We start from the raw sequence: 14,659 nt of genomic DNA on the forward strand, positions 1-14,659 counted from the left end.
ATGAACTCGATCACCAAGAGCTCCTGGGAAGATGCAGTGTGTTGGCTTCGCGAGCAGCCAGGGCAACAGCAGCTTGTTCTGGATGCATTCTACGATGATCCGCTCATTGCGGCGGCTGAGCGTTACTACGAATCCACGGAGTGGCAAGAAGTGTCGCGGCTGTTGGCGGCCAGGCAAGGCAAGGCCTTGGACGTCGGAGCAGGACGAGGCATAGCGAGTTATGCGTTGGCACGTCAGGGATTCGAGGTCACAGCTCTCGAGCCCGATCCGAGCGCAATCGTGGGAGCGGCTGCAATCCGAAGACTATCGACCGAAGCCGAACTTGACATACAGGTCGTTGAGCACTTTTCGGAACAGCTGCCCTTCCCCGATGAAAGCTTTGACCTCGTTTTTGCCCGGGCAGTTCTCCACCACACCCGCAACCTCGAAAATGCATGCACGGAAATGTATCGCGTGCTCAAACCTGGTGGTTTGCTGCTAGCGGCAAGAGAACATGTCATCACTAGGGATAGCGACTTGCCTCGGTTCCTTGCTGCACACCCCCTGCACCATCTTTATGGCGGGGAAAATGCGTTCCGCCTGGACAGCTATCTCGGTGCATTAAAGCAAGCAGGATTTCGCTCACTTGAGGTGCTTTCACCGCTTGCAAGCCCTATCAATCTCTATCCATACACAATGGATCGCATTCGCGACGAACTGGTCGCGAAGTGTTGTGGGAAAGGTTCTCTATCGTCGCTTATGCGGTTCGCGATTCCACGAAAAGCGATCGAAGTAGCTCTTGCGATGGCCAGCTATTTCGACGACCGGCCCGGCCGGTTGTATTCGTTCGTCGCTTACAAGTAATGATTGGCAGCACTGGATACGGGACCGGAGAAGATTTGGCGCCCACCATCAAGGTCGCACACGAAGGGTGTCGGAGCATTCGTGATGCGAGCTGTCACCATTGGGTCGGGTGCGATCGTCGCGGCCGTTCGGTTGTGTCGAGAGACACGCCCGTCCACGCGGTCGTGGCCGGCAATCCAGCAACGTTCGTAAAGACGATCGAGGCTGATCGCGACGTCTCTGAGAGCAGCTGATCCATTGCCCGGCGAGAGCTCGTCAGTCCGATCTTCCGCCTCGAGAAGTGGCGCATTGCGCGCGACCGCCATCTGCGGCCCGCCGTGACGGCGGTGCTTAAGAGTTGATTCATCTCGGCTATTTCGACTATAGACCCGTCTGCCGGCTGTTTTGCCGGGCGGCCCCGTGGAAAGGACAATGAGATGATCAGGTTCGGCCTGCTAGGCTGCGGGCGCATCTCTAGACGTCATTCCGATCTCTTGGGCGGCAACCATATCGCGGGGGCCCGGCTCGTAGCCGTATGCGACTCCGAGCGAGGGCGGGCAGATGCGCTCGCCGCCAAGTTCGGGGTTCCCGCCCACTACGACCTCGACGACATGCTAGCCCGCAAGGACGTCGACGTCGTCGTGGTTCTGACCCCGAGCGGCCTTCACCCGCAGCATGCGATCGCCTGCGCGCGGGCGGGCAAGCACGTGGTGGTCGAGAAGCCGATGGCGCTGCGGTTGCAGGACGCCGACGAAATGATCCGCGCCTGCGATGAGGCGGGTGTGAAGCTTTTCGTGGTCAAGCAGAACCGATTCAATGTTCCGATCGTCAAGGCGCGCGAGGCGCTCGAGGCGAACCGGTTCGGCAAGCTCGTGCTCGGCACGGTCCGGGTGCGCTGGTGCCGCGATCAGGCCTATTACGATCAGGACCCCTGGCGCGGCACCTGGGCGTATGACGGCGGCGTCCTCACCAACCAGGCCAGCCATCACGTCGACATGCTGGAATGGTTTTTCGGCGACGTCGTCAGCGTTCATGCGCGTAGCACCACCGCGCTGGTCAAGATCGAGACCGAGGACACCGCGGTCGCGACGTTGAAGTTTCGAAATGGCGCTCTTGGCATCATCGAGGCAACGACGGCTGTTCGTCCCTCCGATCTCGAAGGCTCGCTGTCGATCCTCGGCGAAAAGGGCGCGGTGGAGGTCGGCGGCTTCGCCATGAACCAGATCCGGCACTGGCGCTTCGTCGATGAGTTGCCGTCGGACAAGGAAGTGATCGAGAGGTTCTCGGTCAACCCGCCGAACGTCTACGGCTTCGGCCATCAGGCGTACTATCAGCATGTCGTCGAGTGCCTGTCCGATCGGGGCGCCGCGCTGGTCGACGGGCTCCAGGGACGCAAGAGCCTCGAACTGATCTCGGCGCTCTACGAATCCATCGAGACGGGGCAGGAGGTCTTCCTCCGCTTCGTGCCGCGGCGCGGTCGCCTCGGCATCGCCTCTGATCACTCCGCTGTCATGCCGCTTCGCTTGCGTTGAAGGTTGAGGGCAGCCGGATGCCGCCGTGCAGCAGCAGCGGAGAGGCCACTTCCACGTTTGCCGGGCGGGGCAGAGTTGGCTTGGAACGCGCTTTTCTTCCTCTGGATGTCGGTTATGTTTCGCTACGTTTCGATTAATTCGGCAGGCTGTGAGCGTTGGGCGCTATCATGACAATCTGGATCACTGGTGCGAACGGATTCATCGGCAGGTATTTGACGCGCGAGCTTGCCCAGCGGGGATTGCCAGTCCACGGTCTTGGGCACGGCGCGCTTGATGAACCCGAGAGGCGCCGGCTTGGAATGGGCCATTGGCTCAACGGCGAGGTCGATTACACCAATCTCGGCGGGTTGGCGGTGCATACCGGGCTGCCGACCGTCTTGTTCCATCTTGCGGGCGGATCGTCCGTTGGCGCGTCCATTGCGCAGCCATACGAAGATTTTTCGCGCACGGTGGCGACCTCGGCCCGGTTGCTGGAGTGGCTACGCACCAGCGCACCCGAGTGTCACCTCGTGGTCGTGTCCAGCGCTGCGGTGTACGGTGCCGGCAATGCGGAGCGCATGAGCGAAAGGGCCCCGACCAACCCGGTATCTCCTTATGGGCAGCATAAGCTCATGATCGAGCAGCTCTGTCGCAGCTACGCGGCTACCTTCGGCTTGCAGAGCGCGATCGTGAGGCTGTTCTCGGTCTATGGCGCCAATCTGCGCAAGCAGTTGCTATGGGACCTTTGCACGCGCCTGAGCGAAGGCGCTAGGGTGTTGAAGCTCGGAGGAACCGGACAAGAACAGCGGGATTGGACCGACGTGCGCGACGTCGCGCGGCTGCTGGCGCGCATCGGCGACAACCGGCAGGATCAGCCGGTCGGTGTCATCAACGGAGGCTCCGGCGTTGCCACATCGGTTGCCGATATCGCCAGATCCATCGTCAGCAGTTGGGGAGGGGAAATTCCCATCGAGTTCTCAGGTGTGACACGTCCAGGCGACCCCTTCAGCCTCGTTGCCGATCCCGGTTTGCTGAATGCACTGTCTTTCGAGTGGCAAATCGCCGTTCGGGCCGGGATCGCCGACTACGTCGCCTGGTTCAAGGAGCAGCATCGTTGAGTCTGCCGCTCCGTGTCGGTTTCACCTTCATACCCCCTCGCCTGCATGCTGGAGGATTCAATTACCTCCGCAATCTGTTCGTCGCGCTGCACAGATATCGTCCCGGCGAGTTGGAAGCTGTCGTGTTTGCGGGCCTGTCGGACGACGACAACGACCTGGCGACCTTTGCAGGGATTCCCGGGGTTGAAGTCGTCAAGCGGAGGGCATTCGAGCGCGACCATTCAGGCCTAACGAGCGCACTCGTTGCCGGGATCGATTTCGCCGCGGCGGCCGCCTTCCGTTCGGCGGGCGTTGACGTTGTGTTCGAGCACGCGCGCTTCTTTGGCTGGCGGCTTCCACTCCCCGCTGTTTCCTGGTTTCCGGATTTGCAGCACAGGAGTCTTCCTCATCTCTTTTCGAGAGCGGCCTGGTGGCGTCGCGAGATTGGTTTCCGTATGCAACTCGCGTCGGGACGCTCCATCGTCCTAAGTAGCAAGAGTGCCCTCGACGATTGCCGGCAGTTCTATCCGCGTGCTGGAAACCAGATGTCGGTCGTCAGATTCGCCAGTCGCCCGACCGATGATCTTCTCGCGGTGAACCCGCACGGGATCATCCGTCTCTATGATCTGCCCGAGCAATATTTCTATTTGCCCAATCAGTTCTGGCGGCACAAGAATCACAAGCTGGTTCTGAATGCACTGGCGCTTCTGGCGAACCGTGGGATAAAGGCCGTCGTGGCGGTGTCAGGTGGTCCCGACGAACCACCCGACTATTTCAAAGCGATCATGCGGGAGGTCGAGGAACGCGGGCTCAGGGAGAATTTCCGATACCTTGGGATGATTCCTCTCGATCATGTTTATGCGCTGCTCCGGTCCTGCACGGCCCTCATCAATCCCTCGCGCTTCGAAGGCTGGAGCACGACGGTGGAAGAAGCGAAATCGTTCGAGGTGCCCATGATCGTTTCGAATCTGGCGGTGCACCGCGAGCAGACGGGTGGCGCGGCACTCTTCTTCGACGTCGACGATGCCGCGGCGCTTGCCGGGTATCTTGCCGAGGCCCTCTCCACGGACGAGCCGCTCCGTGTGAGGCAGTTAGGATCGTCCGTCGAAGCCCGAGTCGCAAAATTCGCCGAAGATTTCACGGATGCCATCAAGCGCGCAGCTGGGCGGGATTCCGCGTCTTTCTGAGCCGTCGAGTGGACGCGTAGACTTTGCTGCAGATGCCTTCACGGCTTGTGTGCTTCTGCTTCGTTTACGCTCGCCTGACGCTGTTCACAACGCGACGATAGCGAGCAAGCGCGATTTCCTCGGAGTATTTCCAGGCAACGTCGGCCGCACGAAGGCCTTTGTCTGTTGTCGACTGGCGGTCTCTGGCGGCCTCGCGGATCGTGCGGGCCAGCTCTGCCGGGTTTTCCGGCGGAACGACCCATCCGATTGCCTCTTCGTTGAGTACGAGAGCCCCTTCCGAGTTCGGTTCGCAGGCCACGATCACTGGCCGGCCCACGGCGAGGATGTTGTAGAGGCGGCTCGGTATCGAAGCGCCGGCTACATTGCGACGGTAGGGAATAATCCAGAGATCGGCGGCGGACAGGAATTCGACGAGCTCATTCTCGGCGACCGGCCGCAGAATGGTGACGTTCTCGAGTCGGTCCTTCGCGAACAGATCGTTCAGCTCCTTCCAGCCCACGCCCCATCCGGACAGGATGAAGTGGATATTGTCATCGTTCCGCAGCAGTCTTGCCGCGTGAAAGACCGTCGCAGGGTCGTGTGTGAAGCCGAGATTGCCGGACAGGCCGACGATGAGGCGTGAGGCATCAGGCGAGCGGAATCGGCTGGTGGGATCCGTCTGGCGATATCCGATTGGGATTAGCGGCCAATTGGGTATGTAGTGGATCTTGCCGGCCTCGACACCGCGATACTTCTGGATGAGGGGAGGGACATCCCGTCCAATCACGACGATTGCATCCAGGCGCCTGAACAACTGGGTATTTGCGGCGTGAATCAGCCGGACGGGGAAAGAGCTGGACTGCGCGATGCCGGCCGCTTCCAATATCTCGGGATAGAGGTCGTAAATGAGAAGCACGGTGGCGGCTCCCTTCAGCTTGGCGGCCAGGAGAACGGCATAGGGCAAAGTGAAGGGCGTCGTGACGCAGAACACGGTATCTTTGGGGCCTGCGCGCCTGAGAACGGCAAAAAACATCCGCACTGCAAGCAAACAGATCGCCAGGGAGCGCCGTACGAGAGCGGAGCCGCCGGGATTCCAGGTGCTTATCTCGACGACGCCCGGTTTGCCCGGCGGGTCTATCTCGCCGGAACCGGGAGTTGCCGAGATGACGGTTACCTGATGATCAGCGGCGAGTGTGTTGGCAATCCTTCCGACATAAGCTGCTGTTGTGCTCGTATCCGGCGGATAGAATTGTGCTGCGATGAGCAGCTTCGCGGGCTTTTCCATGAGTGGATTGATCTTCGCCCTTCACCCTCGGGGCGCCCAGGGTGCGTCGGCTCGTTGCTCCGCCAAATATGCCGCATAGGCGCGGCGAATTCCATCTTCCAGCGAAGTCTGCGCACGCCAGCCGAGGTTCGCGAGGCGGCTCACGTCCAGCAGCTTGCGCGGCGTCCCATCGGGCCGGGATGTGTCGAACTTGATCTCGCCGCGATAGTCGACCACCCCGGCAACGACGCGCGCGAATTCGCCGATGGTGATGTCTTCGCCGGTGCCGACATTGACTAGCTCCGTGCTCGAATAGGTCTTCATCAGGTGCACGCAGGCATCGGCCATGTCGTCGACATAGAGGAACTCCCGGCGCGGCGTGCCAGTACCCCAGACGACGACGCTCCTGGCGCCTGCGACCTTCGCCTCGTGGAAGCGGCGGATCAGGGCGGCGACGACATGGCTGAACTCGGGATGATAGTTGTCCCCTGGACCGTAGAGATTGGTCGGCATAACGCTGATGAAGTCGCATCCATACTGAGAGCGATAAGCCTCCGCCATCTTGATGCCGGCGATCTTGGCGATCGCGTAGGGCTCATTGGTCGGCTCCAAGGCCCCCGTGAGCATCGAATCCTCGCGCAAGGGCTGCTCGGCGAGCTTCGGATAGATGCAGGACGAGCCCAGAAACATCAGCTTCTTCACGTTGTTCAGATGCGCCGCGTGTATCACATTGGCCGCGACCGCGATGTTGTCGTAAATGAACTCGGCGCGCAGCGTATCGTTGGCAACGATACCGCCGACCTTGGCGGCGGCGAGAAACACGACTTTAGGCCGCATCTTCTCGAACCAGCCGAACACGGCAGCCTGGTTGCGGAGATCGACCTCGCGACGATCGACCGTGACGAGCTTCACGTCTTCCCCCGCCAGCCGGCGCACCAACGCGCTGCCGACCATACCGCGATGGCCCGCGACATAGACAGTCTCGCCTGCCAGCTCAAACGGTGCGGTTGCCACCAACTACGTCCCGCTTTGCCTCTGCAAGGTCGCTCGCCACCATCTCCTCGACGAGCTGCGCAAACGTCCGCTTCGGTGTCCAGCCGAGCGCCGCGCGTGCTTTGCTGGCATCACCGACGAGCAGGTCGACCTCGGTGGGGCGGAAATAGGTAGGATCCACGCGCACCACGGTCTTGCCGTTCTTGGTGTCGACGCCGGTCTCGTCGATCCCGGAGCCGCGCCATTCGATGCGACGTCCGACCTGCGAGAATGCCAGCTCCACCATCTCCCGCACGGAACGCGTCTCCCCGGTGGCGAGCACGAAGTCGTCAGGCTTCTCCGCCTGGAGAATCTTGTGCATGCCCTCGACATAATCGCGAGCATGACCCCAGTCGCGCTTGGCCGACAGATTGCCGAGATAGAGTGTCTGTTCGAGACCGACTTCGATGCGAGCCACACCGCGCGTGATCTTCCGGGTGACGAAAGTCTCGCCGCGGATCGGGCTCTCGTGGTTGAACAGGATGCCGTTGCTCGCGAACATGGCGTAGGCCTCGCGATAATTCACCGTGATCCAGTAGCCATAGAGCTTAGCCACCCCGTAGGGCGAACGGGGATAGAACGGCGTGGTTTCCTTTTGCGGGATTTCCTGGACGAGACCGTAAAGCTCGGAGGTCGAGGCCTGATAGAACCGCGTCTCCTTCTCCATGCCGAGGATGCGAATCGCCTCCAGCAAACGCAATACGCCGATCGCGTCGGCGTTGGCGGTGTATTCGGGGCTCTCGAAACTGACGGCGACGTGGCTCTGGGCGGCGAGGTTGTAGATCTCGGTTGGCCGGATCTGCTGGACCAGACGGATCAGATTGGTCGAGTCCGTCATGTCGCCGTAGTGCATCAGGAACGGCACGTCGCCGGCATGCGGATCCTGATAGAGATGATCGACGCGCGCGGTGTTGAACGAAGACGAGCGGCGCTTGATGCCGTGCACGACATAGCCGAGCGACAGCAGGTACTCGGCAAGATAGGCGCCGTCCTGGCCGGTTACGCCTGTGATGAGCGCAACGCGTCTTCCACGATCGTTAGTGACGGTATTCATCTGGCTCCGAACGCGAGGGCAGCTGTGAGACTCAATACTGGATAGCCCAGCGGCTCAAAAAAATCCACTGAAGTGAAGCGACGGCGCTTTGATCAGCAGAACTAGCGGCGACGATCACACCGGGCGCCGGTTCCCCCACGCCGCTCAAAAGGCTTCGGTTTTTCCGCTCGCATAACAGTCCCGGGGCTCCGGCCGACGCCGGACGCGGTCTCGCGCTCGCTCCCGTGGACGTATGCAGGTCGTCGATACGAGCTGGATATCGCCGATGCCAATTAGGATCGGCTTTGAGGCCTCGGGTTTGACAACCCCGACCTTGTGCCTGATAGATAACACAAAATTGTGCCGCCTCAGAGCTGGCAGCAATATCGGGGCAGGCTGTCGATCGCGGCAGGAGCGGTTTTTGTGCAGAAAGTCTTGACGCGTCCTGGAGCCATTTGGCCGCTGTTCGTCGTTCCGGCGATTTACGCTATTTTCGAAAGCGTCAAGACGGTCTCGCTGAAGGGCTCTTTCGGCGAGTTCGTCGATCCGGACGCCGCATACTATATCGCTTGCGTAAATCTGCTTGCGGGCAACAGCCTTCATTTTGTGCTACACCCCGGAATTGGGATCATATATTTCGGCGCGGCTGTTCTTGCTATCGCCAAAGCCATCCGCTATCCGGGGGCGCTGGGCGCCCAAGCGCTACTGCATTTCGACGAACTCTCCCAAATCATCCGGCTGTCCTTGGTTCTCGCGGTAGCTGCCGCCACTATCGGTGCAGGATTGATTGTCGCGCGAGAGACGAGGGATCGCTTTTGCGGGATTGCGCTTCAGCTCGGACTTTTTGCAACGGTCGCCGCGCTGACATATGGCGGCCGCATCATGCCGGAGTCACTTCTGATCGCGGTCGCCATCATGCTCGTCGCGGTGACTTATTCGGCGGTTCGCGGCGAATTCACTCACCGCCGTTTTGATGTTGCCGCCGGCGTGCTCGTGGGCATTGGCTTGTCGACGAAGATCCTGTTCGCACCCTTTCTGCTGCTCTATCCGATAGCGGTCGGGTTCCGTTCCGGGGCGCTGGCGACCTATTGGATCTGTGCGTTGCTGAGTCTAACGCTGCTGGTCTTGCCGCTCCACTCTGAACTCGGGGTATTCGGTTCCTATATCGAGGGCATAGTGAAGCACAGAGGGCCGTACGGCTCCGGTCTTCCCGGCTTCCTGGATTTCCACGTCGCCGCTGTCGCTTTTATGAACCTTGCCCGGGACTATGGCATACAGATATCAGCGGCACTCATCTCATTTGCCGTCGCATTCATCTTCCGCCATTCCGACCACGGAGCTTTCCGAATCTTGCTCGCCGTGACAGCGGTTCTGTGCGGTTCGATCGCAATGATCGCGAAGCAGTATACCGCGTACTACCTTGTCCCGGGATTGGCCATGGTACCCTTCATGGTGGCTTTGGCCTTCACGCTTGTTCCTGTCTCGTCGAAATCTGGTTTCGTCGCCCAGCGGCTCTGCGCGGCCGTCCTCATCCTGGTCTGCGTTGCGGGTCCCACGAAGCAAGCCTGGGGGTGGTATAAGGGAGCGCTGTCGCAGAACGCTGACGAAAAACGGGTAGTTTCGGGTCTCGCCAAAATGCAAGGGGCTTGCTTTCTCGCACCGTCCTACAGTGTCGGAATGTATAACTACCCGATTGCTTTCGGGTTTTTGTACGGAGCTCGGTTGGACGATCAGGTTGCCTTTTTTAATGTTGCGCTCAAGGAAGCATTTGGCGGAATGTTCCCAAATTACGAATATTTTGAACAGAAGGTCTTCAGGCCGGGAGCGATGGTTGATTTCAACGAATTCGTAGGACCTGACGGGTGCGCGGCGGTCGTCAGCAGCTACCCCTTGAACCGGGATTCCGAAGTGTTCGGCGGTCGCGCGACGGATCTCTGCAGGGTCGGCGGGCTCAACGTATTGTTGATCCGCCGCACTTGCGAGGAGCTGGACCTACCCAAAAGCGGGGCACAGGTGCGGGGGCAATGAATACAGCGCAGAAAATTGCGATCGCCCGCAACATTTACAAGCTCGTGCGATCGATGCGGTCGGTGTTGGGACTGAAAGACACTGTCGTCGTCTCGCGGAGCGGCATAGTCTACGAGCTTGATTTGTCCGAAGGAATTGACCTGGCGATCTACCTCAACGACTATTTCGAACGAAATACGCGTCGGGCGCTTGACCGGCTCGTGGTTCCTTCGAGTGTGGTTCTGGACATTGGCGCGAACATTGGGGCGCACACGCTCCATCTCGCAAAGCTCGTTGGCCCCGGAGGACGTGTTCTGGCGTTCGAACCGACCGACTTTGCGTATGGCAAGTTGCGTCGGAACATCGAACTCAATCCGACGCTCGCGCCAAGAATTAAGGCGTCGCAGTCGTTCGTGACTTGCGACACAGGAGGCAGCGTTCCGGAGGAGATTTACTCGAGTTGGCCCCTCGAATCTGATGACCAGCTGCACGCGATGCACCTGGGGCGCAAAATGACCGCCTCGCACGCAAATGCCGTGAGCGTGGATAGCTTGTGCAGCGAGATGGGGGATCGCGTCGTAAGTCTCATCAAGCTCGACGTTGATGGGTTCGAATGCGACGTGCTTCGTGGCGCGCGCGAGACCTTGAGAGGGCCGCGACCGGTCTTTGTCATGGAACTTGCTCCGCACGTCTTGAACGAACGGGGCTCTTCGTTGGACGAGCTGGTGTCGTTCTTCATGCTGAACAGATACTCATTTCAAGATGAGCAAACTTTCGAGGCGCTTCCATCCACGGCGGAAGGATTAAGTCGGCTGATCCCGACGAATGGAAGCATCAATGTTGTTGCACGACCGACCTAGCCGAACATTGACAAGTACCGGATCATGATGCCGCAATCGGACAAGAGTTCCACTCAGGATGAGTTGCTTTCGAATCGGAAACGGGAGCTGCTTCAGCACGTCGAAAGTACGGCTGATGTCCAGGAGGACTGGCGGAAGCTAAATTCAGCTTACTACGAAAGCGACCGTAGCTTCGTGCGGTTCCTGATTCCGTCGGGCCAGAGGGTTCTTGAAGTCGGGTGCGGCCGTGGCGATCTTCTGAGTGCGCTGGAGCCGTCTCATGGTGTCGGGATCGATTTCAGTCCGACCATGATCGCCAAAGCGAGAGGGCGTCATCCGCATCTCACGTTTGTTTGCGAGGACGTCGAGCAGCCCGGCGCCTTTGAGAAGCTTGAAGGAACGTTCGACTACATACTGATCGCGGACACGATCGGGATGCTGGAAGATATAGACGGTACTTTGCGCGCGCTGCATCGCGTATGCTCGCCGTCTACGCGTCTCGTGATTGCTTACTACTCGCCATTGTGGGAGCCGATTCTGAAACTCGGGGAGCTCGTGCGGCTCAAGAGTCGTCAGCCGGGCATCAATTATCTCTCCGGCGCCGACTTCATCAACATGATGGATCTTGCAGATTTCGAGGTCCTGAAGCTCGAGCGGAAACAATTGCTGCCGCGCAGTTTGCTCGGGTTCGGTACATTTGTTAACCGGTTTATCGCACCGCTTCCTGGTATTCGCGCCCTCTGCCTTCGGACCTACGTCGTTGGGCGGCCGATCAAACGGAACTTGGATCGATCCCTATCTGCAAGTGTCTTGATACCTTGCCGTAACGAGAAGGGGAATGTCGAAAATGCCGTTCGCAGGATGCCGAAATTCGGCCTGCGTCAGGAGCTAATTTTCGTAGAGGGCAATTCGACGGATGGCACCTATGAAGAGTGCCTGAGGGTGCAGGATACCTACAAAGATCAGTGGGACATCAAGGTTTTTAAGCAGGACGGGAAGGGCAAAGGCGACGCGGTACGAAAGGGATTCGCGGCCGCCAGTTGTGATGTCCTCATGATTCTGGACGCCGACCTGACCATGCCGCCGGAGGATCTTCCAAAATACCACTTCGCCATCGAGAGCGGGAAGGCCGAGTTCGTGAACGGGACGCGCCTCGTTTATCCAATGGAGGACGAAGCAATGCGTCCTCTCAACCTGTTGGCAAATCGCCTGTTCGCGTGGTTGTTCACGTTCCTTGTCAATACCCGTCTAACTGACACCCTATGTGGTACGAAGGCATTGCTGCGCAGCGATTATGAAGAGCTGGCCCGGAATAGATCTTATTTCGGAGAATTCGATCCATTCGGTGACTTCGACCTTATTTTCGGTGCGGCGAAGCATAATCTGAAAATCATCGAGGTGCCAATCAAGTATAGAGCGCGCACCTTTGGTGAGACACAGATCTCGCGCTTTAGGGACGGCTGGTTGTTGTTCAAAATGGTATGGTTCGCTTATCGGAAACTGAAGGCTATCTGAGTTCGACATGGCACTTCGTGAAGGACTTGATCAGCGACAGGTCGCCCATAGAGACGTCTGGGCGCGCAAGGAGACTATCCGTCGAATATATCGCGATTATCACAGCCGATTGCTCCAGTATTGTCCGCAAGGAAGGCTGCTCGAAGTTGGAAGTGGTACGGCACACATAAAAGAGATTAGGGGTGACGTCGTTTCAACCGACATCCTAGCATTCCCCGGCATAGACGTCGTGGGGGATGCACATTCGCTCCCATTTGCTAACGATTGCTTTTCGGGTGTCGTGATGATCGATGTACTTCATCACCTGGAGCGCCCAATTGAATTCTTGCGGGAAGCAGGTCGAGTTCTTCGGTCCGGCGGCCGGTTAGCAATGATTGAACCCGCGATGACTATGGTGGCTTACCCATTTTATCACTACATTCACGAAGAGCCGGTTGATCTGAAGATTGATCCGTTCACTGCTGTGATCCGCGACCCCCTCAGAGATCCCTTCGACGCTAATCAGGCGATCCCCACGCTTTTGTTCGCAACAGACCAGAGTCGAAAGCGGCTCGAAGCGGAGATCGAACAATTTCGGGTCGTTGAGGTGGATTGGCTAAGTTTGCTTGCGTATCCCCTCAGCGGAGGACTCAAAGAGTGGTGCCTGATCCCGCCGAGATTTTTGGATTCGCTGCTGAGGGTTGAGGCGATGATGCCTAAGTTTGTGCGAAGAAACGCCGGATTTCGCATCCTTGCTGTGTTAGAGAAAGTGTAGACGAGAAGCGAATTGTCTTAGGTGCTTAGGTGCGGCAGGCCCCGCCATGGGGCGGCTCTATACCGACGCACGTCAAATTCGTATTCACGAACAATGTAAAAGGCTGAAATCCACGCGACCTTTGCGCAGGGGCAATGACGTTCGTCCGCAGACGAATGACTTCCTGTTCGTTTCGAGCCGCTCTCATGGATCGCCGGTCTGCGCCAAAGCTGCGGCGCGGCGATATTCAGACCGAGCTTCCATTGGCTTCTGTTTAGCGCAATTCACAATGCCCCCGGCAACACCCACGCCAATGACGTACATCCAACCCTCGTGGAAATCGAAGAGATGGGAGTTAAATAGTGAGGTGAAGATGTTTTGGACTACTACAAGCATGCCGATCCAGCAGGCGAGCCCATCACCCCAAAACAGCATCAGATGTAGTATCCAGATCGTATATAGAACGACAATGCCCATTAGACCCCATTGCACGGCGACATGCAGCGTCTGGTTATGGGGGTTCGGGAACACCCTAACGCCTGGAATCCAAGAGGGGTCTGTCGAGGCCCTTTCGAAGAGGCCTTGCGTGGAGCCGGTGCCATGCCCTTTCAAAGGAGCCTGCACGAAAAACTGAACGGCGTGGCGCCAATACTCTAGACGCTCGCCCATAGATGTTGGGATTCCCTTTTGCATGTAGAGTTGGTAGTCCTGCGAAAAGGTGTCGGCCGTCCGACGCAGCTGCGGTGAGGCTTGCCATGCGATAGCGGCTAAGGCGAGCAGCGATACGGTGATGACAGCGACACTGCGCCCCCTTAGATGAAGCAAACCAAACATACCGAGCATGATCGGCATGGTAACCAACGCGGTGCGGGAGATGACGACGAATGCCATGTTAGCCACGAAGCTAAGTGCTAGCAGGGTCAACAGTCCGGCGAGCCAATAGCGCTGCTCGCGCAGCAGTGTCATCACCGGATATGCAAGCGCGACGGCACACAGGGTGAATTCCTGGCTCTGGTCGATGTAGTTTTTGACAAAGATCCCTCGCTCAAGCGGATCATAAGGTCTCAACGATAGACCCGGATAGAGGACGACCAGCCAGGACATCACAGCTAGGATTGCGCAGGATGCGAGGAAGGCGACGAACATCCAGTGGCCGCGCTGCGACCGTTCGAAATGGTAGAGCAACACGGGCAGTACGAGAAGCTTGACGGTCGGGCTGACGGCATGGAGGCGCTGGCCCCAAGCTGCGTCCGACCAGAGTGTGCCGATCAGTGCGAGCAGAACGAGCGCGATAGGCGCCGCACAGATCGGACGTGTCAGCGACCTCAAAAACGCCTTGAGCTCAAGGAACGGTACGATGCAAACCAAAAATACGGCATTGAAGATCGCCGTGAGGGACGTCGACCAAGGTAGCGACGCCACGGTAAGAATTGCAAATAGATCGGCCGTCTCGCCCCACGCTGCTGGGCTACGAAAACGGCGCCGCAGCGTCTGGCCTGTGGTTTCTCGCAAAAGTGCTGTCACAAAGCCTCCGAGCCAAGGGCGAAACGAGATCCTGACGATGACTCTATTAAGCTCGACCGCTCAAAGACGGCTTGGGATGTTCTAGTCCATAGGAGCAATTCGCGGGTCCCGTCGGC

General features: G+C 58.7%; 12 protein-coding genes. 8 read left to right on the top strand and 4 right to left on the bottom strand.

The genetic code is table 11. The annotated features are described in order from the left end of the window. The 4 genes from RPS27_RS23650 (at nucleotide 1) to RPS27_RS23665 (ending at nucleotide 4,617) form a co-directional block, all read left to right on the top strand. The gene (locus RPS27_RS23650) at nucleotides 1–843 is read left to right on the top strand and encodes a class I SAM-dependent methyltransferase (protein WP_313754598.1); all 843 of its coding nucleotides are present in this window, start codon (nucleotides 1–3) and stop codon (nucleotides 841–843) included. 416 nt (nucleotides 844–1,259) lie between these two features. Beyond that, complete coding sequence (locus RPS27_RS23655; RefSeq protein WP_313754599.1) at nucleotides 1,260–2,354, top strand: Gfo/Idh/MocA family oxidoreductase; 1,095 nt, start codon at nucleotides 1,260–1,262, stop codon at nucleotides 2,352–2,354. A gap of 167 nt (nucleotides 2,355–2,521) precedes the next feature. Continuing rightward, the gene (locus RPS27_RS23660) at nucleotides 2,522–3,451 is read left to right on the top strand and encodes an SDR family oxidoreductase (protein ID WP_313754600.1); all 930 of its coding nucleotides are present in this window, start codon (nucleotides 2,522–2,524) and stop codon (nucleotides 3,449–3,451) included. Further along, entirely contained in the window at nucleotides 3,448–4,617 is a 1,170-nt protein-coding gene (locus RPS27_RS23665; RefSeq protein WP_313754601.1) for a glycosyltransferase family 1 protein, read from the top strand. Before RPS27_RS23660 ends, RPS27_RS23665 begins: the two co-directional genes overlap by 4 nt. Before the next feature lie 64 nt (nucleotides 4,618–4,681). On the opposite strand, the gene RPS27_RS23670 is transcribed toward RPS27_RS23665, so the two are convergent. From RPS27_RS23670 to gmd, 3 genes are read right to left on the bottom strand one after another with little or no spacing between them, the layout of a single operon-like run. Beyond that, entirely contained in the window at nucleotides 4,682–5,881 is a 1,200-nt protein-coding gene (locus tag RPS27_RS23670) for a glycosyltransferase family 4 protein (RefSeq protein WP_313754602.1), read from the bottom strand. A gap of 21 nt (nucleotides 5,882–5,902) precedes the next feature. Further along, nucleotides 5,903–6,874 carry a GDP-L-fucose synthase gene (locus tag RPS27_RS23675; protein WP_313754603.1) on the bottom strand — a complete coding sequence of 324 codons (972 nt, stop codon included), beginning with the start codon at nucleotides 6,872–6,874 and terminating at the stop codon, nucleotides 5,903–5,905. Beyond that, nucleotides 6,855–7,946 carry a GDP-mannose 4,6-dehydratase gene (gmd, locus tag RPS27_RS23680; RefSeq protein ID WP_313754604.1) on the bottom strand — a complete coding sequence of 364 codons (1,092 nt, stop codon included), beginning with the start codon at nucleotides 7,944–7,946 and terminating at the stop codon, nucleotides 6,855–6,857. The genes RPS27_RS23675 and gmd overlap by 20 nt, the downstream gene beginning before the upstream one ends. Before the next feature lie 402 nt (nucleotides 7,947–8,348). Between gmd and RPS27_RS23685 the strand changes: the two genes are divergently transcribed. The 4 genes from RPS27_RS23685 to RPS27_RS23700 are packed head-to-tail and all read left to right on the top strand — an operon-like array spanning nucleotide 8,349 to nucleotide 13,040. After that, complete coding sequence (locus RPS27_RS23685; RefSeq protein ID WP_313754605.1) at nucleotides 8,349–9,953, top strand: hypothetical protein; 1,605 nt, start codon at nucleotides 8,349–8,351, stop codon at nucleotides 9,951–9,953. Continuing rightward, on the top strand, nucleotides 9,950–10,792 hold the full coding sequence (locus RPS27_RS23690; protein ID WP_313754606.1) for an FkbM family methyltransferase: 843 nt from the start codon (nucleotides 9,950–9,952) through the stop codon (nucleotides 10,790–10,792). Before RPS27_RS23685 ends, RPS27_RS23690 begins: the two co-directional genes overlap by 4 nt. 24 nt (nucleotides 10,793–10,816) lie before the next feature. Beyond that, the gene (locus tag RPS27_RS23695; RefSeq protein WP_313754607.1) at nucleotides 10,817–12,286 is read left to right on the top strand and encodes a glycosyltransferase; all 1,470 of its coding nucleotides are present in this window, start codon (nucleotides 10,817–10,819) and stop codon (nucleotides 12,284–12,286) included. A 7-nt stretch (nucleotides 12,287–12,293) separates the two neighbouring features. Next, a complete protein-coding gene (locus RPS27_RS23700; RefSeq protein WP_313754608.1) occupies nucleotides 12,294–13,040 on the top strand; it encodes a methyltransferase domain-containing protein in 747 nt (248 codons plus the stop codon). Between the two features lie 183 nt (nucleotides 13,041–13,223). On the opposite strand, the gene RPS27_RS23705 is transcribed toward RPS27_RS23700, so the two are convergent. After that, on the bottom strand, nucleotides 13,224–14,543 hold the full coding sequence (locus tag RPS27_RS23705) for an O-antigen ligase family protein (RefSeq protein WP_313754609.1): 1,320 nt from the start codon (nucleotides 14,541–14,543) through the stop codon (nucleotides 13,224–13,226). Nucleotides 14,544–14,659 lie beyond the last annotated feature (116 nt).

This window comes from Bradyrhizobium sp. WYCCWR 12699 (assembly GCF_032144035.1).
Taxonomy (GTDB): domain Bacteria; phylum Pseudomonadota; class Alphaproteobacteria; order Rhizobiales; family Xanthobacteraceae; genus Bradyrhizobium.

Coding starts and splice junctions, on each gene's coding strand:
- RPS27_RS23660 (WP_313754600.1), top strand. CDS start 2,522: ATGACAATCTGGATCACTGGTGCGAACGGATTCATCGGCAGGTATTTG.
- gmd (WP_313754604.1), bottom strand. CDS start 7,946: ATGAATACCGTCACTAACGATCGTGGAAGACGCGTTGCGCTCATCACA.
- RPS27_RS23670 (WP_313754602.1), bottom strand. CDS start 5,881: ATGGAAAAGCCCGCGAAGCTGCTCATCGCAGCACAATTCTATCCGCCG.
- RPS27_RS23695 (WP_313754607.1), top strand. CDS start 10,817: ATGATGCCGCAATCGGACAAGAGTTCCACTCAGGATGAGTTGCTTTCG.
- RPS27_RS23690 (WP_313754606.1), top strand. CDS start 9,950: ATGAATACAGCGCAGAAAATTGCGATCGCCCGCAACATTTACAAGCTC.
- RPS27_RS23655 (WP_313754599.1), top strand. CDS start 1,260: ATGATCAGGTTCGGCCTGCTAGGCTGCGGGCGCATCTCTAGACGTCAT.
- RPS27_RS23700 (WP_313754608.1), top strand. CDS start 12,294: ATGGCACTTCGTGAAGGACTTGATCAGCGACAGGTCGCCCATAGAGAC.
- RPS27_RS23650 (WP_313754598.1), top strand. CDS start 1: ATGAACTCGATCACCAAGAGCTCCTGGGAAGATGCAGTGTGTTGGCTT.